We start from the raw sequence: 20,197 nt of genomic DNA on the forward strand, positions 1-20,197 counted from the left end.
CATCACAACAGCCCGAGGTCGCGCGCGCGGTGCACCGCGTCGGTGCGCCGGTTCACCGCCATCTTCCGGTACACGCTCTTGAGGTGGGTCTTCACCGTGTTCACCGACACGTAGAGGTCGGCGGCGATCTCCTCCGTCGACATCATCCCGGCCAGCCGCTCCAAGACGTCACGCTCGCGTCCGCTCAGCTCCACCGCGACAAGTGGCGAGGGCGGCGCCCCCGGGGCGGGCTGCTCCCCGCGTCGTGGCGGGCCGGGCGCGAGCCAGCCCCCGGCCAGCTCGTCCAGCGGAGCCGTGACAAGAAGGGGCCGGATCCACGCTCCGGCATCCAGGAACGGACGCCGCAGCCGCTCGCGCCGGGCGTCGAGGAGTGCCTGTGCCACGAGTCTGCGGGCGGTGGCGGTGTCTCCCGCCCTCTCCGCGGCCTGAGCCCTCACCAGCGCTGCCCGCACGGTCACCGCCGGCCCCGTGCCGCCCTGCGTATGGATGCTGTCGAGCAGGTCGACGGCCGTCTCGGGACGCCCGGCGGCGAGCTGGATCGCCGCGGCCTCCACCACACACGCCGGCTGGTCGCCGGACACGCCCTGGAGTACCTCGGCTGCTTCGTCCGGCCGCCCCTCGGCCAGATGGGCGGCGGACGCGATGAGCGCCTCATGGCTCGCCGCCCAAGGTGAGGCCACCGCGGCGGAGACGGCCGGGTCCGCCGCCTCGACGGCGGCTCGTGCCCGGCCCCTGGCCAGCAGCAGACGGGCCGTGGCGAGGGCTCGTCCTGCCGAGGGCACCGGATCACGGGCTCCCGACGGGAGGGCCGCCTCGTCGAGGAGGGCCTGGGCCCGGTCCAGCTCATCACGGTCGATGGCCACAGCGGCCAGGACCAGCCTCTCGATTCCCGAACCCGACGGCTGGGACATGCCGACGCGCTCCGCCTCGGACACCGCCGCCAGGGCCTTGCGCTCCGCCCGGCCGGGCCAGCCGTTCAGGTAGTCGAGCAGGGCCAGGTGCCCCAGCGACTCCTCCCGGGGCAGCACGGTGGCAGCTGCGTCGGGCGCGCCCACCACGGTGGTCAGAGCGGCGCGCGCGTCCTCGAAACGCCCGGCCCACAGGCGCGCCGACCCCAGATGCGTCAGCAGCAGGGCGGGGATCTCGGGATGCTCGTCCAGGAGCTGCGCCGGGACTTCCCGCCGCAGCTCGTCGGCCGCTTCGGCCGCCGATTCGGCCCGTGGCGGACATCCGGTCAGCCGGGCGGCCAGTGCTTCCAGCAGCGCACAGCTCAGCTGGGCGGCCGCCAGGTGGGGCGCGTCATCGGCCAGCTGCTCCCGGGCGCGGCGCAGGCGGGGCAGACCACGGTCCAGGTCGCACCGGGACAGGTCGTGGGCCGCGCGCACGAGATCCGTCGCCGGACTCCGGGCCTCCGGCCCCATCCGGGAGAACAACTGGTTCAGGGCCCCCGAGCGCAGGCCGTTGAAGAGCTGTCCGATCGCCAGGTCGTCGACGAGGGCACCGGCGGTGAACTCCCAGTCGCCCGCGGCGGCTCCGTGGGCGAGTGTCTCCGGCAGGAATCCGGAACGGCGCATCCACCGCGCGGCCCGCCGGTGGAGTTCGGGCTCCACGCCGGGCAGGCGCTCGCGCAGATGGGCCCGGAGGATCTCCCCGAACAGCGGGTGGAGCTGGTACCAGGAGTGCCCGAGGTGCTCGACGAACGCGTTGGCGCGGTGCAGCCCGGCGAGAAGGGGTCCGGCATCGGTCCGGAGGGTCAGCGCGTCGGCCAGCTCGGGGCAGAAGCGATCCAGGACGCTGACGCGCAGCAGCAGGTCCTGCGTCTGCTCCGGCTGTCCCTTGAGCACCTCGGCCAGCAGGTAGTCCGCGACCGTACTGCGGTCCGCCTCGAACTCCTTCAGATAGAGCTCCGGGTCGGCGCTCTCCCGAGCGGCCAGGGCGGACAGGCGCAGGCCGGCGGCCCAGCCCCGGGTGCGGTCCACAAGGGCGCCCGCCGCGTGGGCCGGAAGGCTCAGACCATGCAGTTCGAGGAGTGCGACCGCCTCATCGGGCGTGAAGGCCAGCTCGGCGGTGCGAATCTCCGTCAGCTCGCCGGCCGCCCGGTACCGGTGCAGCGGAAGCAGCGGTTCGGTGCGGGTGACGAGGACGAGGTGCAGCCCCTGCCCGGCGTGGCGCAGGACGAACTCCAACTGCTCCGCGACCTCCGGAGCGGTCACGCGGTCGTACTCGTCGAGCACGAGGACCACGGGCCGGTCGCGATCGCTCAGTTCGGCGGCGAGCGCGGCCAGCAGCTTCTGGTCCACTTCGTTCGCGTCCGCGGGAGTCCCGATCCGGTCGGACGCCGAAGCACCACAAGCGCGCAGTGCCTGAAGGACGTACGCCCAGAACACCCCCGGACGCCGGTCCCCCACCTCCACGGTGAGCCAGGCGACCGGCGGCCGCAGTCCACGCGCCCAGTCGGCCGCCAGCAGGGTCTTGCCGGCCCCGGCCGCCCCGTTGAGCAGGGTCAGCGGCGTCCGGAGAGCCTGGTCGAGGTGGTCGACGAGCCGCTGCCGACGCAGGAACGTGTCCGGCCTCGCCGGGAAGGCGAACCGGGTGCGCAGAAACGGGTCTCCGAGAGGGTCGGCGTACGGAACCGCCGGAACGACCGGAACCACTGGTCCTCGGGAGTTCCCGTCAGGCTCGGCCACGGCGCTCACCACCCCTGTCCGCCAGGGTCACGTCACAGGCAGCGCTTCCTCCCTCAGCATCCCAGTCTTCCTGTCCCGCCGCACGGCGCAGCCGGGCCGCCGGCCCGGAGGGCGCCTTTACCGGGCTGGATGATGCCCAAGTCGCGTCCGTCGGCTGCTGATTCGTCCGGTCTGGAGGCAATGGGCACATCGACTCGACGCATCGTTCGCGCACGAGCCCCGAAAACGAAGCAGCGCCCGACCCGGCCGAAGCCGAATCAGGCGCTGCGTAGCAGGTCAGAGGCCATATCCCCCGCCCGCCTCCGGTAGGCCCTGTGGGACTCGAACCCACAACCAATGGATTAAAAGTCCACTGCTCTGCCAATTGAGCTAAGGGCCCAGGCGATGTTGCCCCCACGAGCATAGCCGGACCGGGCCGACTCTCCGATCGGGTATCGGTGACCCGGCCGTGCCGGAGGTGTGAAAACCCTCTCCGGAACGGCGGAGCGCCGTGGCCCCGTCGGAACGGGGGCCACGGCGCTCGTCACGCCTGGGTGTCAGCTGTTGCGCTTCCAGCGCGGCTTGTCCTCGCGGCGCTGGAAGGAGGAACCGCCGCCACGGTGGTCGTCACGACGGCCCTGCGGACGGTCGTGCCCGGGACGGTCGTGCCCGCCGGCGCGGAAGCCCGGACGGTCGTCCCGGCGGTCCCGGTTGAAGGGGCGGTCGCTGCCACGGTGCCCACCGCGCTCGTCCCGGCGGAAGCCGCCACGGTCGTCACGGCGCTCGAACGGACGGCCACCACGGTCGTCACGACGCTCGAACGGACGCCCGCCGCGGTCGTCACGACGCTCGAAGGAACGACCACCACGGTCGTCACGACGGAAGCCGCCGCGCTCACCGCGGTCGCCCCGGTCCGCCCTGTCGTCCCGGCGGAAACCGCCACGGTCGTCACGACGCTCGAAGGAACGGCCGCCACGGTCACCGTCACGGTCCCGGTTGAACCCGCCGCGGTCATCGCGACGCTCGAACGAACGACCACCGCGGTCGTCACGACGCTCGAACGAACGGCCACCACGGTCATCGCGACGCTCGAACGAACGGCCACCACGGTCGTCACGACGCTCGAACGAACGGCCACCGCGGTCATCGCGACGCTCGAAGGACCGGTCACGCCCGGCCCCGCCGCGCTCCTCGCGCCGCTCCCGCCGCTCGTACGGCGCGGGAGCCTCGGCGCGCTGCTCGCGCTCGGCGTCCTGCGCGGTCCGCTGCTCCGGCACCGAGATCTCGACGCCGGCCGGAACCTCCGCGGGTTCCCCGGCGACCACGGCCGCGGGCTCCTCGCCACGCTCCCGGGCGACCCGCGCGAGCAGCCGGTCGGACTCCTCACGCAGCTCGTTCGCACGCCGCTGCGCCCGCTCCAGCTCCTTGGTGAGCTGGGCGACCTCACGCTCGGCCTGCTGCGCGGCGTTGCCCACGGACTCGGCCTGGACCTCGGTCATCGACCGGGCGCCGGTGATCTCGGCGACCTCCGGGTCGAAGGCGCCGACGCCCTGGATGATGTGGCGCGTGGCGTCGACGCCCGCGTCCTCCATCAGCCGGAAGATCTGACGCCGCTGGTGCGGCAGGGACAGGGACACGACCGTGCCCGTGCGGCCGGCACGCGCCGTACGGCCCGCGCGGTGCAGGTAGTCCTTGTGGTCACCGGCCGGGTCCACGTTCAGCACCAGGTCGATGCCGTCGACGTGAATGCCGCGCGCCGCGACGTCGGTCGCGACGAGCACGTTGACGTACCCGTCCTTGAAGTCGGCCAGGGTCCGCGTCCGCGCGCCCTGGGTCATGCCGCCGTGCAGCGCGTCGGCCTTCACACCGGAGTCGCGCAGCTGCTCGGCGACGCGGTCGGCGCCCAGCTGGGTGCGGACGAAGATGATGGTGCGGCCCTTGCGGGAGGCGATGGCCGCGGTGACCGGCGCCTTGTCCTTGGGCTTCACGATCAGGATGTGGTGCGACATGGTCGTCACCGCGCCCTGGGCGGCGTCCACCTCGTGGTGGACCGGGTCCTTCAGGTACCGGTCGACCAGGGTCTTGATCTCGTTCTCCATGGTCGCGGAGAACAGCATCCGCTGACCGCCGGCCGGGATCTGGTCGAGCAGCTCCGTCACCTCGGGCAGGAAGCCCAGGTCGGACATCTGGTCGGCCTCGTCGAGAACGGCGATCTGCACGTTCTCCAGCGAGCAGGCGCCGCGGTTGATGATGTCGCGCAGCCGGCCCGGGGTGGCGACCAGGACGTCGACGCCCCTCTCCAGGGCGTAGATCTGGTTGCCCATGGACGTACCGCCGCAGACGACCTTCATCTTGAGGCCGAGGACGTCGCCGTAGGGCTGGAGCGCGTCGGCGACCTGCATGGCGAGCTCGCGGGTCGGCGTGAGGATGACGGCACGCGGCTTGTGCTTCTCGGTGCGGCCGCCGGCCAGCGTGGCCAGGGTCGGCAGACCGAAGGAGAGGGTCTTGCCGGAGCCGGTGCGGCCACGGCCGAGGATGTCCTTGCCGACCAGGGCGTCCGGGATGGTCGCGGCCTGGATCGGGAAGGGGGTGGTCACACCGTTCTGCGCGAGCTTGCGCACGACGCCCTCGGGGAGACCGAGGCCGGCGAAAGTGAGTTCGGGGGTGTCGTCGGCTGCCTCGTTCTCGGGCACGACGATGTGATCAGTACTGGCGATGGACATGCGAATGCGAAACCTTCCGGAGTCTCGTCGGCACGCGCCCGTCAACTCCGTGATTCGCGATTCGCAATACGACCGCCTCAATGCGGTCCACCACGGCAAGGGAGAGAGTACGCGCCACACGGCGCGCTCTGCAGTGGCGCCGGGCAAGATGGGATCAAACGATCTGCCACCATACGCACTCCGGGCCCCGTAAGGCAAACCGGACTGTGCAGGAGGCAGCGGGCTGCTTTCCGACGGCCGGACAGCTTCCCGACCCCTCCAACCAGCCTCCGCCCGGAAATGTTCCCGCCGCGGCGGCGAACTCCCGGCCTGCGGCGGCGACCGCCGCGACGGTGCGTTCCCGGCTCTACGCCGGTGACCCCGCCTCCGGTGCCGGCTCCCGCTGCGCCAACTGCGGCCCCGGCGGCTCGTGCGCCGACGACGAGGGCTCCGGCTTGTCCGTCGGTTCCGGCGATGTCGTCACCTCGGTCGGCGTCGGCGCGGGCTCGGGATCCGCCGACTTGGTGGGCGTCGGCGGGGCCGGCGGCCTCGGCGTCGGCCTGGCCGGCTTCCCCGGCTTGTCGCGCCCCGGCGCGGAGGGGCGCACCACGGCGGACGGCGACGCCCCGGGGGTCGCCGACTCGCCCGCCTCACCGCCCTTGTCCTTCCCGCCCTTCTTCCCCTTGCCCCGCCCGCGCTCGCCGTCGGCCGCCGCCGCGCCGAGCCCGGTACCGCCGCCCGACACCGCCGAGCCGCCGTCGGGCGCCTCGCCGCCCCGCTGCCCGGCGGAGTGCGACGGTTTGACGCTCCCGCCCACGTCGTCGTCGCCGACGCTCATGCAGCCGGCGGCAGCGGCGACGGCCACGACCGTGGCGGCCAGACGGACGGGTACGTACAAGGGGCGCACGGGGCCACCTCCGGGAAGGATGATGGAGTCAACACCTCCAACTCCCGCCGCCCACAAGAGGACACGCGCCCCGTATTCACAACCCGCTCAGCCGTAACCCAGGGCGTGAAGGCGCGCGTCGTCGATGCCGAAGTGGTGCGCGATCTCGTGCACCACTGTGATCTCCGTCTCGGCGACGACGTCCTCCCGTGACTCGCACATCCGCAACGTGGGATTCCGGTAGATGGTGATGCGGTCCGGCAGCACACCGGCGTACCACTCGCCCCGGTCGGTCAGCGGAGTCCCCTCGTAGAGTCCGAGCAGCTCGGGATCGTCCGACGGCGGATCGTCCTCGACGAACACCGCGACGTTGTCCATCAATCGCGTCAACTCCGGCGGGATCCGGTCGAGCGCCTCGGCCACCAGTTCCTCGAACTCCTCGCGCGTCATCTCCAGCACAGGCCCATTGTCGGCCACGACACAGCCGTACGAGAGCCTTCCGGCGCCGGCATATCCGGCCCGTCACTTGGGCATACGGGACCAATGGCCCGCGTCCCCGCCGCAGTCCTGAGTGTCCTGAACCCGATCCGCAAGGCCCCGCACACCCTCGCCCGCCGCTACCGCTCCCGCCAGGCCCCGGCCACGGTCGAACTCGTGCCGCAGCCGCACCCCTGGTCCCGCGCGGTGGGACTCGTGGCCGTCGTCCTCCTCGGCGCCTGGCTGGGCCTGCTGGTCGTGGGCAATGTCCGGGTCCCGGTCGGCCCCATGAACACCACCATGACCCTGCGCCCCTCCTTCACGGGCGGCACCAAGATCAACATCTCGCCGCTGGGCGCCCTCCAGCTGGACAGCCACATCGCCCCCGTCCGCCTGGACGTGAACGTCGACCAGCTCGACCCGGAGCGCTCGCAGGCGCTGGTCGACCACCCCGAACGGCTCTCCGGCCTCCAGGACGAGGTCACCCAGGACGTCGGACGCGGCACCCTCGACCTGGCCGTCCGCTCGGGCGTCGCCGTCGTCGGCGGCGCCACCGCACTCGGCCTCGCGGTCTACCGCCGGCCCCGCCGCGCCCTGGCCGCCGGCGGCCTCGCCCTCACCCTCCTCGCCGCCTCGGGCGGTACGGCGTACGCCACCTGGCGCCCCGACTCCGTCCTGGAGCCCAAGTTCTCCGGACTGCTCACCTCGGCCCCCTCCCTGGTCGGCAACGCGCGCAGCATCGTCACCGAATTCGACGTCTACCAGAAGGAATTGGCCCGCCTGGTCACCAACGTCACCAAGCTCTACGACGCCACCTCGACCCTCCCGGCCTACGCGCCCGACCCCTCCACCATCCGGGTCCTGCACGTCTCCGACATCCATCTGAACCCGGCGAGCTGGAAGATCATCGCGTCGCTGGTGGAGCAGTACAAGGTGGACGTGATCGTCGACTCGGGCGACACGATGGACCACGGCACGGCCGCCGAGAACGGCTTCCTGGACCCCATCGAGGACCTCGGGGCCCCCTACGTCTGGGTCCGCGGCAACCACGACTCGATGATCACCCAGCGCTACCTCGAGGGCCTGAAGAACGTCCACGTCCTGGACGGCGGCCGGGCCAAGACGGTCAAGGGCCTGCGCTTCGCGGGCATCGGCGACCCGCAGTTCACCCCTGACCGCTCGAAGCAGCCCGGCAACGAGCAGTCCCAGGAGCTGGCCGGAGCCCGCCTGGCCACGGCTCTGCGCGACCAGCGCACGGCCGGCACCCCGGTGGACATCGCCATCGCCCACGAGCCGTCGGCGGCCCGCGGGGTCGACGGCGAGGTGCCGCTGGTGCTGGCCGGTCACGTCCACCACGACGAGATGGAAGTCCTGCAGTACGGCACCCGGCTCCGCATCGAGGGCTCCACGGGCGGCAGCGGCCTGCGCGCCATCGAGGGCAAGCACCCGGATCCCATCGAGGCGTCGATCCTGTACTTCGACCGGGACAACCGCCGCCTCCAGGCCTGGGACGAGATCGAACTGGGCGGCCTCGGCCTCACGACAGCCGAGGTCAGCCGCCACATCCCGGAGGAGAACCAACCGGGCGCGACCCAGTCCCCGACCGCCCCCACGACTCAGCCCCCGTCGCAGTCCCCGACGCCCTCCCCCTAAACCGTTTTGGCGATAGCTCCCGCCATCCCATATGCTTCTCACGTCCCCGACGCGCTGAGAAGCGCCCAGGCGGGCCGATAGCCCTCATCGTCTAGCGGCCTAGGACGCCGCCCTTTCAAGGCGGTAGCACGGGTTCGAATCCCGTTGGGGGCACGCACCACCCTGTGCGACACTGTCGTACGACACGCTTGGTCCTGTGGAGCAGTTTGGAGTGCTCGCCACCCTGTCAAGGTGGAGGCCGCGGGTTCAAATCCCGTCAGGACCGCTGAGGTTTCACGTGAAACCTCGTGGCTGGGTAGCTCAGTTGGTACGAGCGTCCGCCTGAAAAGCGGAAGGTCGCCGGTTCGACCCCGGCCCCAGCCACCGCAGCCCTCACCAGGGCTTGAGCCCCTCTCCATCGCTACTGGAGAGGGGCTCTTCCGTGTTTCATCTGTACTGCCGGGTGCTGACGCCCGCCGCCCTGCGCGGCCCCGCCCCACCGCCGGAGGCAAAAGCGTTAGCCACGAATTTCCCGAGGATGAGATCCTGGGTCCCGTATGTCTACGCAATCCGCCCCCGCCCTCGGCGCTCTCGCCCCCCGCCTGACCGAGCTGTCCCTGCGCGACGCGCACCGGCTCGGGCGCAGGCTCGAAGGTGCGCGCAAGATCCGTAAGCCGGAGGCCCGGTCCGCCGTCCTCGCCGAGATCGAGGCGGAGATCGCCAAAGGCGAGGAGCGCATCGCCACCCGGCGCGCCCGCGTACCCGCCATCACGTACCCCGAGCAGCTGCCGGTCAGCCAGAAGAAGGACGACATCGCGGCCGCGATCCGCGACCACCAGGTCGTGATCGTCGCCGGCGAGACCGGCTCCGGCAAGACGACCCAGATCCCCAAGATCTGCATGGAGCTCGGCCGGGGCGTACGCGGCATGATCGGCCACACACAGCCGAGAAGGATCGCCGCCCGCACCGTCGCCGAGCGCGTCGCGGAGGAGCTCAACACGCCCCTCGGCGAGGCCGTCGGCTGGAAGGTCCGCTTCACCGACCAGGTCGACCCGGACGCCACCTTCGTCAAGCTGATGACGGACGGCATCCTGCTCGCCGAGATCCAGACCGACCGCGAGCTGCGCGGCTACGACACGATCATCATCGACGAGGCCCACGAGCGGTCCCTCAACATCGACTTCCTGCTGGGCTACCTCGCCCAGCTGCTGCCGAAGCGCCCCGACCTCAAGGTCGTCATCACCTCGGCCACCATCGACCCGGAGCGCTTTTCACGGCACTTCGGCGACGCCCCGATCGTCGAGGTCAGCGGCCGTACGTACCCCGTGGAGGTCCGCTACCGGCCGCTGCTGGAGGAGGACGGCGACGACGCGGACCGCGACCAGATCACCGCGATCACCGACGCGGTGGAGGAGCTCCAGAAGGAGGGCCAGGGCGACATCCTGGTCTTCCTCTCCGGCGAGCGGGAGATCCGCGACACGGCAGACGCCCTGACCAAGAAGAACTACCGCTTCACGGAGATCCTGCCCCTCTACGCCCGGCTGTCCCACGCCGAACAGCACCGCGTCTTCCAGCAGCACACCGGCCGCAGGATCGTTCTGGCCACGAACGTCGCCGAGACCTCCCTCACCGTCCCGGGCATCAAGTACGTCATCGACCCCGGCTTCGCCCGCATCTCGCGCTACAGCCACCGCACCAAGGTCCAGCGCCTGCCGATCGAGCCGGTCTCGCAGGCCAGCGCCAACCAGCGCAAGGGCCGCTGCGGCCGTACGTCCGACGGCATCTGCATCCGCCTCTACAGCGAGGACGACTTCAACGCCCGCCCGGAGTTCACGGACGCGGAGATCCTCCGGACGAACCTCGCCTCCGTCATCCTCCAGATGACCGCGGCCGGCCTCGGCGACATCGAGAAGTTCCCCTTCATCGACCCGCCGGACCACCGCAACATCCGCGACGGCGTGCAGCTCCTCCAGGAGCTGGGCGCCCTCGACCCGGCACAGAAGGACCCCCGCAAGCGGCTCACGGACACCGGCCGCAAGCTCGCCCAGCTGCCCGTCGACCCGCGGCTGGCCCGCATGGTCCTGGAGGCGGACAAGAACGGCTGCGTGCGCGAGGTCATGGTCATAGCCGCCGCGCTGTCCATCCAGGACCCGCGCGAGCGCCCCGCCGACAAGCAGACCCAGGCCGACCAGCAGCACGCCCGCTTCAAGGACGAGACCAGCGACTTCCTGGCCTACCTCAACCTCTGGCGCTACATCCGCGAGCAGCAGAAGGAGCGCGGCTCGTCCTCCTTCCGCCGGATGTGCAAGCAGGAGTATCTCAACTTCCTTCGCATCCGCGAATGGCAGGACATCTACAGCCAGTTGCGCACGGTCGCGAAGCAGATGGGCATCCACCTCAACGAGGACGATGCCCCGGCCGACCGCATCCACGTCTCCCTCCTCGCGGGCCTGCTCTCCCACATCGGCATGAAGGACGTGAAGGACGCCGGAGGGGAGGGCGGGAGGAACACCGGGAAGAACGAGTACCTGGGCGCCCGCAACGCCAAGTTCGCGATCTTCCCCGGCTCGGCCCTCTTCAAGAAGCCCCCGCGCTTCGTGATGTCCGCCGAGCTCGTCGAGACGTCCCGCCTCTGGGCCCGCGTCAACGCCAGGATCGAGCCCGAGTGGGTCGAACCCCTCGCCGGCCATCTCCTCAAACGCACGTACAGCGAACCGCACTGGGAGAAGGACCAGGCCGCGGTGGTGGCGTACGAGAAGGTCACGCTCTACGGCGTGCCGATCGTGGCGCAGCGGAAGGTCAACTACGGCCGCATCGACCCGGAGGTCAGCCGCGAGCTGTTCATCCGGAACGCGCTCGTCGAGGGCGACTGGCGCACGCACCACAAGTTCTTCTCGGACAACCGCAGGCTCCTCACCGAGGTCGAGGAACTGGAGCACCGGGCCCGGCGCCGGGACATCCTGGTCGACGACGAGACGCTGTTCGACTTCTACGACCAGCGGATCCCGGAACACGTCGTCTCCGGCGCGCACTTCGACTCCTGGTGGAAGCACAAGCGGCACGAACAGCCCGACTTCCTCGACTTCGAGCGCGAGATGCTCCTCACCGAGAAGGCGGGCGAGGTCACCAAGGCCGACTATCCGGACTCCTGGCGCCAGGGCAATCTGAAGTTCCGGGTGACGTACCAGTTCGAGCCGGGCGCGGACGCCGACGGTGTGACCGTCCACATCCCGCTCCAGGTCCTCAACCAGGTCACGGACGAGGGCTTCGACTGGCAGATCCCGGGCCTGCGGGAGGAGCTCGTCACGGAGCTCATCCGCTCCCTGCCCAAGCCGATCCGCCGCAACTACGTCCCCGCGCCGAACTACGCGAAGGCGTTCCTGGACAAGGCGGTCCCCTTGCAGGAGCCCCTCACCACGACCATGGCCCGCGAGCTGCGGCTCATGGTCGGAGTCCCCTTCGAGGCCGAGGACTTCGACCGGGACAAGGTCCCCGATCACCTGAAGATCACCTTCCGGATCGTCGACGAGCGGCGCCGCAAGCTCGCCGAGGACAAGGACCTGGAGGCGCTGAAGCTCAGGCTCCGGCCGAAGGCCCGCAAGGCCCTGTCCCAGGCGGCGGCCGCCACGGCGGAACGCCAGGGCGGCGAGTCCCTGGAGCGCAAGGGCCTCACCGACTGGACGATCGGCACCCTGACCCGCGTTTTCGAGACCAGGCGGGCCGGCCAGCCGGTCAAGGCGTACCCGGCGCTGGTCGACGACGGCGACACGGTCTCCGTACGCCTCTTCGACACGGAGGCCGAGCAGCAGCAGGCCATGTGGAAGGGCACCCGCCGCCTGATCCTGCGCAACATCCCGGTGAACCCGGCGAAGTTCGCCTCCGAGAAGCTGACGAACGCCCAGAAGCTGGCGCTGTCCTCGAATCCGCACGGCTCCATCCAGGCGCTGTTCGACGACTGCGCGATGGCGGCCGCCGACAAGCTGATCGCGGACTTCGGCGGGCCGGCGTGGGACGAGGAGTCGTACCGCAAGCTGTACGACAAGGTGCGCGCCGAGATCGTCGACACGACCGTCCGTACGGTGGGCCAGGTGCAGCAGGTTCTGGCCGCCTGGCAGGCCTGTGAACGCCGTTTGAAGGCCGTACGCAGCCCCGCGCTGCTGGCGAACCTCCAGGACGTGCGCAGGCAGCTGGACGCCCTCGTGAAGCCCGGCTTCGTGACGGAGGCGGGTCTGCGTCGCATGCCGGACCTGATGCGCTACCTGGTGGCCGCGGACCGGCGCCTGACGCAGATGCCGACCAACGTCCAGCGGGACGCCACGCGGATGCAGAAGGTCCACGAGATGCAGGACGAGTACGCCTGGCTCCTGGAGCAGATGCCGCAGGGCCGGCCGGTGCCGTCGTCGGTCCTGGACATCCGCTGGATGATCGAGGAGCTCCGGGTCAGCTACTTCGCCCACGCGCTGGGCACGGCGTACCCCGTCTCCGACAAGCGGATCGTGAAGGCGATCGACGCGGCGGCGCCGTAACGGCGTGCGCACGCAGGGTGAGTTCGACCAGGGCTCCACCCTCCTGTACAGTCTCTTCTCGCAGCGCAACGCACGAATGGCGCCGCGAAACCTGGTCCTGTGGAGCAGTTTGGAGTGCTCGCCACCCTGTCAAGGTGGAGGCCGCGGGTTCAAATCCCGTCAGGACCGCAGCGAAAGAGCCCAGATCTTCGGATCTGGGCTCTTTCTTGTGCGCCCCTGACCTGCGAGACACCACCTCGCGGCCCCTCACGCCGTCTTGACGGCCCGTCGTTCCCTCGGTACCCAGAAACCAGGGCCGTTCCCCGTTCGGCCTTCTGGAGGTGGCGTATGGCGGCATCGGCTAGGCACGAGACGCGGGCCCTGCTCCGTGCGCACCTGGCGGCCGCGTCGTCGTACCGGCATCTCACTCGCCACTGCCCGATCTGCCATCGCCTGCTGCGGCTGGCCATGGAGTCCGCCCAACCCGCCCCTCGCACCGCCCAGCCCTCCCGGAGCCCCCAGGGGGCCGTCGAGCACGAGAGTTCGGCGCGGGCGTGACCGGGGGCCGGTACCAACACCCGTCCATGCAGGGGGTTCTGAAGCCGGGAGTTCCACTACCGCACCCGTGGTGGAGCTAACAAGCCGCTCGGTATGTGACGGGTGTCACCGCATGAGTTTTGGAAAGTGCGGTACTTACACCCCGCCTACAACAGGTCAATTTAATATGTGCAATTGCACCCCTTCGACGGTGCTGCACACAGGGGATCCGACACCCCTCCCCAGACTCCGACAAGGGCGCTCACAACAGGGCCCATGCGGACCGGAAGTCGGCGCACAAAAAAGATCGCGCTGGACCCGGCGGAGTCCAGCGCGATCGACGACGCACCCTGTATATGCCTGGAGAGCTCTGACTGGCGTGGGCGTGGGGCCTGTTGGGGCAGGACCCGCGTCGCTTGGAGCTGTGGTTCCGGACGTCTCGGCTGATGGGGGACCAGCCGGTTTGCCCGGTTATTCAGTTGTTCAGGCCTCGCTGCGCTGCTGCGGAATGCCCGCGAGCAGAGCGCGGACCTCAGCCTCGCGGTAACGGCGATGCCCGCCGAGCGTGCGGATCGACGTGAGCTTGCCGGCCTTCGCCCACCGCGTGACCGTCTTGGGGTCAACACGGAACATGGTGGCGACCTCAGCCGGGGTCAGCAGCGGCTCGGCATCAGGGGTGCGAGCGGTCATGAGCGGCCTCCTCGGGAGAACCGAACCTTCTCGGTTCTTTCCTCTAAATTCTGCACCTTGACCCGCGTTGCCCGAAATGGCGGACGCGAGTCGAGTCGGTTATAGGACGAACGGCTTGTCCTCGGCACTACAACTACACCATCTGTCCAGCCGCGTCGGCCAAACCGATGGAATTGCCCTCCCAGGTGTTCATCAGCGACGGAAGCCGATGGACCATGCCATAGCGGACAGTCACGCCACTGTGACGATCAGTCACAGGGCGATCAGGAGTCACGAGACCCCCCAAAGCGTGCAATGCTGAGATTCCGCCCACGATGCAGCACAACGGGACGGAAGGAGCCCCCCGGACTCCTTGTCCTATTTTGGCATGAGGAGGGGCAAGGGGCGCAAGGGTCATGTACGTGCAGTCCGTCACGTTTGGCCTACTTGAGCGGTACGCCCGGATCGGAACCTACGTCCGTTGTTGACAAGGCGTCAGTAGACGCAGAGCGCACTTCAGGAACGTCGGTGCGAGGACGAAACCCCAAAACGGGCGGTACGTCAAACGCCTGTTCGTGACCGGCCGCGAGCGGTCCGTAGGATCCGAAGGTCAGAGGTCAGTTCGCCGACCGCAGATCCCGGACGGAACGCCACCGGTCCACCAGCCGGGCGTACGCCTCCCCCGCGGCCGCCCCGTCACCCCGGCGCAGCGCGGCGATGCCCTCGGCCACGTCCGCGGCCGAGTGGTCGTGCTCCAGCGCCCCGGCCGGCAGGGCGTGCACCAGGCCGCCGTAGTCCAGCTCCACGAGCGAGCGCGGGTGGAACTCCTCCAGCCAGCGCCCGACGTCCACCAGGCCGTCGATCAGCGGCCCCTCGTCCATGGCCTCCTTCAGGGCCCGCAGGCCCCGGGCCACGCGCCGCCGGGCCTGGACCATGGGAGTGCGGTAGCGCAGCACCGGCGGGCTGTCCTCGCTGTCGCCCTTGTCGTACTCGCGCTCCTCGTCGGCGACCAGCACGAACCAGTTGATCGGCACCTGCCAGGTCGCCGTACGGATCCACGGCCGGGCGTCCGGGTTCTCCGCCAGCCAGCGCTCGTAGTCCTGGGCCGCCTGGTGGCGCAGGAAGGGGGGCAGGACCGCGTCCAGGACGGGCGGCGGGAGTTCCTCGGAGAGCTCTTCCAGGGCCTGCCAGCCCCGCAGCCGGGTGCGCCACGGGCAGACGCACACGACGCCGTCGACGTCCAGCACGAAGGCGTCCTGGCTCTCGTGCACCGGCACCAGGACCGGCGGAGTGGGCGCCAAGTCGGCCAGGGCACGGCGGAGTTCGTCCTGGTACGAGGGACGGTCGGGACGGCGCGCGTAGCGGGCCCAGTGGCTGCGCTCCGGCTCCGGGAAGGCGGCCAGCGGTTCGTACACGCGCAGATAGGTCGCGTAGGGGACGATCACCGAGGACACCTTGGGCACGCCTGCTCCCTCCCCCGCCCATCGTCGCGAAAACCTGCGGGACCACTCACAAAAGCGCGGGAAATCTATGCAAATCGTCGCACGGCTGTACTCCGGTCGGAGGTGATCCTGAGCACGGTGCGGCCGGCGGGCGCACCAGGCTCTAACCTCGTGCTCACAGCCCCCGCCACCCGCACGGGAGCTGGTCTCCACCCGCCGCAACTTACTCAGGAGTCACCACAGTGACCGACGTAACCGGCGCACCTGCTGATGTACTGCACACCCTGTTCCACTCGGACCAGGGCGGTCATGAGCAAGTCGTGCTCTGCCAGGACCGCGCGAGCGGCCTCAAGGCCGTCATCGCCCTCCACTCCACCGCCCTGGGCCCCGCGCTCGGCGGTACGCGCTTCTACCCGTACGCGAACGAGGCCGAGGCCGTCGCCGACGCGCTGAACCTCGCCCGCGGGATGTCGTACAAGAACGCCATGGCCGGTCTCGACCACGGCGGCGGCAAGGCCGTGATCATCGGTGACCCGGAGCGGATCAAGACCGAGGAGCTGCTCCTCGCCTACGGCCGGTTCGTCGCCTCCCTCGGCGGCCGCTACGTCACCGCCTGCGACGTCGGCACGTACGTCGCCGACATGGACGTCGTGGCCCGCGAGTGCCGCTGGACCACCGGCCGCTCCCCGGAGAACGGCGGCGCCGGTGACTCCTCCGTCCTCACCGCCTACGGCGTCTACCAGGGCATGCGGGCCTCCGCGCAGCACCTGTGGGGCGACCCCTCGCTGCGCGCCAAGCGGGTCGGCATCGCCGGCGTCGGCAAGGTCGGCCACCACCTGGTGGAGCACCTGGTGAAGGAGGGCGCCGAGGTCTTCGTCACGGACGTGCGCGAGGACGCCGTACGGCGGATCACCGAGCGGCACCGGGACGTCATGGCCGTGAAGGACACCGACGAGCTGATCCGCGTCGACGGCCTGGGCATCTACGCCCCCTGTGCGCTGGGCGGGGCGCTGAACGACGACACCGTGCCGGTGCTGACCGCCGAGGTGGTCTGCGGCGCCGCCAACAACCAGCTCGCCCACCCGGGCGTGGAGAAGGACCTCGCCGACCGCGGGATCCTCTACGCACCGGACTACGTGGTGAACGCCGGCGGCGTCATCCAGGTGGCCGACGAGCTGCACGGCTTCGACTTCGAGCGGTGCAAGGCGAAGGCGGCGAAGATCTTCGACACCACGCTGGCCATATTCGCACGTGCGAAGGAGGACGGCATTCCGCCGGCTGCCGCGGCCGACCGGATCGCCGAACAGCGCATGCACGACGCGGCCGCGGCCCGCCGGGCGCGCTGATCCGGGAGCGCCCTCGTACGTTTGGCCGGTACCCGCCGGTGGGCAGTTAGAGAGAACTCTCACTTCTACCGGCGGGTCGACCGCCGATAAGTGGTTAAAATCGCGGTTGACCAGCGAGGACGGGGCGCCTCGAAGGTCCTGGGCGCGGGCACGTCATGCGGGCGACGTACCGTATGGGCGCGGGCTCAGGTACCGTGGAAGCCCTACGGACCGGTCTCTCCGCGGAGAGTCCGTGCCGGACCATGAACGCGTGTCAAGACTCTGGGGCCGTCGAGCCCCGTCGTTGAGGGGGTCGAGCCATGGGGCGCGGCCGGGCCAAGGCCAAGCAGACGAAGGTCGCCCGCCAGCTGAAGTACAACAGCGGTGGGACTGACCTCTCACGCCTGGCCGAGGAGCTGGGTGCATCGCCTTCGAATCCGCAGCCGCCTAACGGCGGGCCGTTCGAGGACGATGATCAGGACGACGACCTGTACGCACGGTACGCCGACCTCTACGAGGACGACGATGGAGACGAGGACGACCAGTCCTCGCAACACCGTCGCGGCGCTTGACCCTGCACTGAGCACTCACCCGGTCGGTGACTTCGGTCACCGACCGGGTTCTGTGCTGCCCGCAGGGTCACGGCCCTCCGTGCCTCAGTTCGCGTAGTCACCGATCAGGGCGGCGCCGGTGGTGTGCTCGCCCCGGTCCGTGATCTCGCCTGCCACCCAGGCGTCCACGCCACGGTCGGCCAGGGTCGCCAGGGCCACGTCCGTGGACTCCTGCGGCACGATCGCGATCATGCCGACGCCCATGTTCAGCGTCTTCTCCAGCTCCAGGCGCTCGACGTTCCCCGTCCGGCCGACGAGGTCGAAGACGGGGCCCGGGGTCCAGGTGGAGCGGTCGACGATCGCGTGCAGCTCGTCGGGGACGACCCGGGCGAGGTTGGCCGCGAGTCCGCCGCCGGTGACATGGCTGAAGGCGTGCACCTCGGTGGTGCGCATCAGCGCCAGGCAGTCCAGCGAGTAGATCTTCGTCGGCTCCAGCAGCTCCTCGCCGAGGGTGCGGCCGAACGCGTCGATATGGGTGTCCAGGGCCAGGCCCGCCTGGTTCAGCAGGACGTGCCGGACGAGGGAGTACCCGTTCGAGTGAAGACCGGAGGACGCCATGGCGATCACCGCGTCACCCGTACGGATACGATCCGCGCCGAGCAGCCGGTCGGCCTCCACGACGCCCGTACCGGCGCCGGCGACGTCGAAGTCGTCCTCGCCCAGCAGGCCCGGGTGCTCGGCCGTCTCACCGCCGACCAGGGCGCAGCCGGCCAGCACACAGCCCTCGGCGATGCCCTTGACGATGGCGGCGACGCGCTCGGGGTGGACCTTGCCGACGCAGATGTAGTCGGTCATGAACAGCGGCTCGGCGCCGCACACCACGATGTCGTCCATGACCATGGCGACCAGGTCGTGGCCGATCGTGTCGTAGACGCCGAGCTGGCGAGCGATGTCGACCTTGGTGCCGACGCCGTCCGTGGCGGAGGCGAGCAGGGGCCGCTCGTAGTTCTTCAGTGCGGAGGCGTCGAAGAGGCCGGCGAAGCCGCCGAGGCCGCCGAGGACCTCGGGGCGCTGGGCCTTCTTCACCCACTCCTTCATCAGCTCGACGGCGCGGTCGCCCGCTTCGATGTCGACGCCCGCGGCTGCGTAGCTGGCACCAGTTGTCTCAGACATGGCTAATGAGAACCTTCGTGTCGTACAGCAGGTATTGCGGGCTGCCTACGGGCGGCGGATCGCGTCGGCGGCGGCCGTGGCGGCCGGGCCGGCGGCCAGCTCCGTCTCCAGGAGCTGCTTGCCGAGCAGCTCGGGGTCGGGGAGCTCCATCGGGTACTCGCCGTCGAAGCAGGCGCGGCACAGGTTCGGCTTGGCGATGGTGGTCGCCTCGATCATGCCGTCGATGGAGATGTAGGCCAGGGAGTCGGCGCCCAGGGAGGTGCCGATCTCGTCGATGGTCATGCCGTTGGCGATGAGCTCGGCGCGGGTGGCGAAGTCGATGCCGAAGAAGCAGGGCCACTTCACGGGCGGCGAGGAGATCCGGATGTGGACCTCGGCGGCGCCCGCCTCGCGGAGCATGCGGACCAGGGCCCGCTGGGTGTTGCCGCGCACGATCGAGTCGTCGACGACGACCAGGCGCTTGCCCTTGATGACTTCCTTCAGCGGGTTCAGCTTCAGGCGGATGCCCAGCTGGCGGATGGTCTGCGAGGGCTGGATGAACGTACGGCCGACGTAGGCGTTCTTCACCAGGCCGGCGCCGAAGGGGATGCCCGAGGCCTCGGCGTAACCGATGGCCGCCGGGGTGCCGGACTCCGGGGTCGCTATCACCAGGTCGGCCTCGACCGGGGCTTCCTTCGCGAGCTTGCGGCCCATCTCCACGCGGGAGAGGTAGACGTTCCGGCCGGCGATGTCGGTGTCCGGGCGGGCCAGGTACACGTACTCGAAGACACAGCCCTTGGGCTTCGCTTCCGCGAATCGGGACGTGCGCAGGCCGTTCTCGTCGATGGCGACGAACTCGCCCGGCTCGATCTCGCGGACATAGGAGGCGCCGCAGATGTCGAGGGCGGCGGACTCGGAGGCCACGACCCAGCCGCGCTCGAGACGGCCGAGGACCAGGGGGCGGATGCCCTGCGGGTCACGGGCCGCGTAGAGGGTGTTCTCGTCCATGAAGACGAGGCTGAAGGCGCCGCGCACCTGCGGAAGGACCTGGCCGGCCGCTTCCTCGATGGTCAGCGGCTTGCCGTCCTCGTCGACCTGGGCCGCGAGGAGCGCGGTGAGCAGGTCGGTGTCGTTGGTGGCCGCCACGCGCGGCGTGCGGCCGCCCTCCTGCTTGGGCAGGTCGGCGACCATCTCGGCGAGCTGGGCGGTGTTGACGAGGTTGCCGTTGTGGCCGAGCGCGATGGAACCGTGCGCGGTCGCGCGGAACGTCGGCTGGGCGTTCTCCCACACGGAGGCGCCGGTGGTCGAGTAGCGGGCGTGACCGACCGCGATGTGACCCTGGAGCGAACCGAGTGAGGTCTCGTCGAAGACCTGGGAAACCAGGCCCATGTCCTTGAAGACGAGGATCTGTGAGCCGTTGCTGACCGCGATTCCCGCGGATTCCTGGCCTCGATGCTGGAGGGCGTAGAGCCCGAAGTACGTGAGCTTGGCGACCTCTTCGCCCGGAGCCCAGACACCGAAGACGCCGCAAGCGTCCTGGGGGCCCTTCTCACCGGGGAGCAGGTCGTGGTTGAGTCGTCCGTCACCACGTGGCACGCAACCGAGTGTAGGCGAGGTCGTCCAGTGGTCCGAATTGGGGATACCGGACTTTTC

13 protein-coding genes and 5 tRNA genes are annotated in these 20,197 nt (G+C 70.1%); 9 read left to right on the forward strand and 9 right to left on the reverse strand.

Annotated elements, in window-relative coordinates:
* Positions 1-2 precede the first annotated feature (2 nt).
* The 5 genes from QC385_RS18215 to QC385_RS18235 form a co-directional block, all read right to left on the reverse strand.
* On the reverse strand, positions 3-2,654 hold the full coding sequence (locus tag QC385_RS18215) for a helix-turn-helix transcriptional regulator (protein ID WP_279542386.1): 2,652 nt from the start codon (positions 2,652-2,654) through the stop codon (positions 3-5).
* Between the two features lie 339 nt (positions 2,655-2,993).
* A tRNA-Lys gene (locus QC385_RS18220) sits at positions 2,994-3,066 on the reverse strand.
* Positions 3,067-3,223: 157 nt separating this feature from the next.
* Positions 3,224-5,389, reverse strand: a complete 2,166-nt coding sequence (locus QC385_RS18225) for a DEAD/DEAH box helicase (RefSeq protein WP_279542387.1) — start codon at positions 5,387-5,389, stop codon at positions 3,224-3,226.
* A gap of 346 nt (positions 5,390-5,735) precedes the next feature.
* Positions 5,736-6,275: a hypothetical protein gene (locus tag QC385_RS18230; RefSeq protein ID WP_279542388.1), complete on the reverse strand. Its 540-nt coding sequence runs from the start codon at positions 6,273-6,275 to the stop codon at positions 5,736-5,738.
* An 87-nt stretch (positions 6,276-6,362) separates the two neighbouring features.
* Positions 6,363-6,713 carry a metallopeptidase family protein gene (locus QC385_RS18235; RefSeq protein ID WP_059420586.1) on the reverse strand — a complete coding sequence of 117 codons (351 nt, stop codon included), beginning with the start codon at positions 6,711-6,713 and terminating at the stop codon, positions 6,363-6,365.
* 84 nt (positions 6,714-6,797) lie between these two features.
* Between QC385_RS18235 and QC385_RS18240 the strand changes: the two genes are divergently transcribed.
* The 7 genes from QC385_RS18240 to QC385_RS18270 all read left to right on the forward strand — a co-directional run bounded on the left by QC385_RS18240 (position 6,798) and on the right by QC385_RS18270 (position 13,426).
* On the forward strand, positions 6,798-8,384 hold the full coding sequence (locus QC385_RS18240; RefSeq protein WP_279542389.1) for a metallophosphoesterase family protein: 1,587 nt from the start codon (positions 6,798-6,800) through the stop codon (positions 8,382-8,384).
* A gap of 80 nt (positions 8,385-8,464) precedes the next feature.
* Positions 8,465-8,537 (forward strand) — tRNA-Glu (locus QC385_RS18245).
* Positions 8,538-8,574: 37 nt separating this feature from the next.
* Positions 8,575-8,649 (forward strand) — tRNA-Asp (locus QC385_RS18250).
* A gap of 24 nt (positions 8,650-8,673) precedes the next feature.
* Positions 8,674-8,747 (forward strand) — tRNA-Phe (locus QC385_RS18255).
* A gap of 173 nt (positions 8,748-8,920) precedes the next feature.
* Positions 8,921-12,889: an ATP-dependent RNA helicase HrpA gene (gene hrpA / locus QC385_RS18260; protein ID WP_279542390.1), complete on the forward strand. Its 3,969-nt coding sequence runs from the start codon at positions 8,921-8,923 to the stop codon at positions 12,887-12,889.
* Positions 12,890-12,982: 93 nt separating this feature from the next.
* Positions 12,983-13,057 (forward strand) — tRNA-Asp (locus tag QC385_RS18265).
* A 159-nt stretch (positions 13,058-13,216) separates the two neighbouring features.
* Entirely contained in the window at positions 13,217-13,426 is a 210-nt protein-coding gene (locus QC385_RS18270) for a DUF6274 family protein (RefSeq protein WP_279542391.1), read from the forward strand.
* Positions 13,427-13,888: 462 nt separating this feature from the next.
* Here QC385_RS18270 and bldC read toward each other — a convergent pair whose 3' ends face one another.
* Complete coding sequence (gene bldC, locus QC385_RS18275; RefSeq protein WP_003949541.1) at positions 13,889-14,095, reverse strand: developmental transcriptional regulator BldC; 207 nt, start codon at positions 14,093-14,095, stop codon at positions 13,889-13,891.
* Positions 14,096-14,691: 596 nt separating this feature from the next.
* Entirely contained in the window at positions 14,692-15,537 is an 846-nt protein-coding gene (locus QC385_RS18280) for a hypothetical protein (protein WP_086601708.1), read from the reverse strand.
* 221 nt (positions 15,538-15,758) lie between these two features.
* Here QC385_RS18280 and QC385_RS18285 point away from each other — a divergent pair, with 221 nt between their 5' ends.
* A complete protein-coding gene (locus QC385_RS18285; protein ID WP_279542392.1) occupies positions 15,759-16,862 on the forward strand; it encodes a Leu/Phe/Val dehydrogenase in 1,104 nt (367 codons plus the stop codon).
* A 299-nt stretch (positions 16,863-17,161) separates the two neighbouring features.
* On the forward strand, positions 17,162-17,413 hold the full coding sequence (locus QC385_RS18290) for a DUF3073 domain-containing protein (protein WP_279542393.1): 252 nt from the start codon (positions 17,162-17,164) through the stop codon (positions 17,411-17,413).
* A gap of 84 nt (positions 17,414-17,497) precedes the next feature.
* Here QC385_RS18290 and purM read toward each other — a convergent pair whose 3' ends face one another.
* Positions 17,498-18,565: a phosphoribosylformylglycinamidine cyclo-ligase gene (purM, locus tag QC385_RS18295; protein ID WP_279542394.1), complete on the reverse strand. Its 1,068-nt coding sequence runs from the start codon at positions 18,563-18,565 to the stop codon at positions 17,498-17,500.
* A gap of 45 nt (positions 18,566-18,610) precedes the next feature.
* Positions 18,611-20,140, reverse strand: a complete 1,530-nt coding sequence (purF, locus tag QC385_RS18300; RefSeq protein ID WP_150481785.1) for an amidophosphoribosyltransferase — start codon at positions 20,138-20,140, stop codon at positions 18,611-18,613.
* Between the last annotated feature and the right edge of the window lie 57 nt (positions 20,141-20,197).

Source organism: Streptomyces sp. DH10, assembly GCF_029813805.1.
GTDB lineage: Bacteria > Actinomycetota > Actinomycetes > Streptomycetales > Streptomycetaceae > Streptomyces > Streptomyces coeruleofuscus.

What these genes read in the sequence shown, in the direction of transcription:
- QC385_RS18225 (WP_279542387.1), bottom strand. Translation starts at nt 5,389, where the DNA reads ATGTCCATCGCCAGTACTGATCACATCGTCGTGCCCGAGAACGAGGCA.
- QC385_RS18240 (WP_279542389.1), top strand. Translation starts at nt 6,798, where the DNA reads ATGGCCCGCGTCCCCGCCGCAGTCCTGAGTGTCCTGAACCCGATCCGC.
- hrpA (WP_279542390.1), top strand. Translation starts at nt 8,921, where the DNA reads ATGTCTACGCAATCCGCCCCCGCCCTCGGCGCTCTCGCCCCCCGCCTG.
- QC385_RS18270 (WP_279542391.1), top strand. Translation starts at nt 13,217, where the DNA reads ATGGCGGCATCGGCTAGGCACGAGACGCGGGCCCTGCTCCGTGCGCAC.
- bldC (WP_003949541.1), bottom strand. Translation starts at nt 14,095, where the DNA reads ATGACCGCTCGCACCCCTGATGCCGAGCCGCTGCTGACCCCGGCTGAG.
- QC385_RS18290 (WP_279542393.1), top strand. Translation starts at nt 17,162, where the DNA reads ATGGGGCGCGGCCGGGCCAAGGCCAAGCAGACGAAGGTCGCCCGCCAG.
- purM (WP_279542394.1), bottom strand. Translation starts at nt 18,565, where the DNA reads ATGTCTGAGACAACTGGTGCCAGCTACGCAGCCGCGGGCGTCGACATC.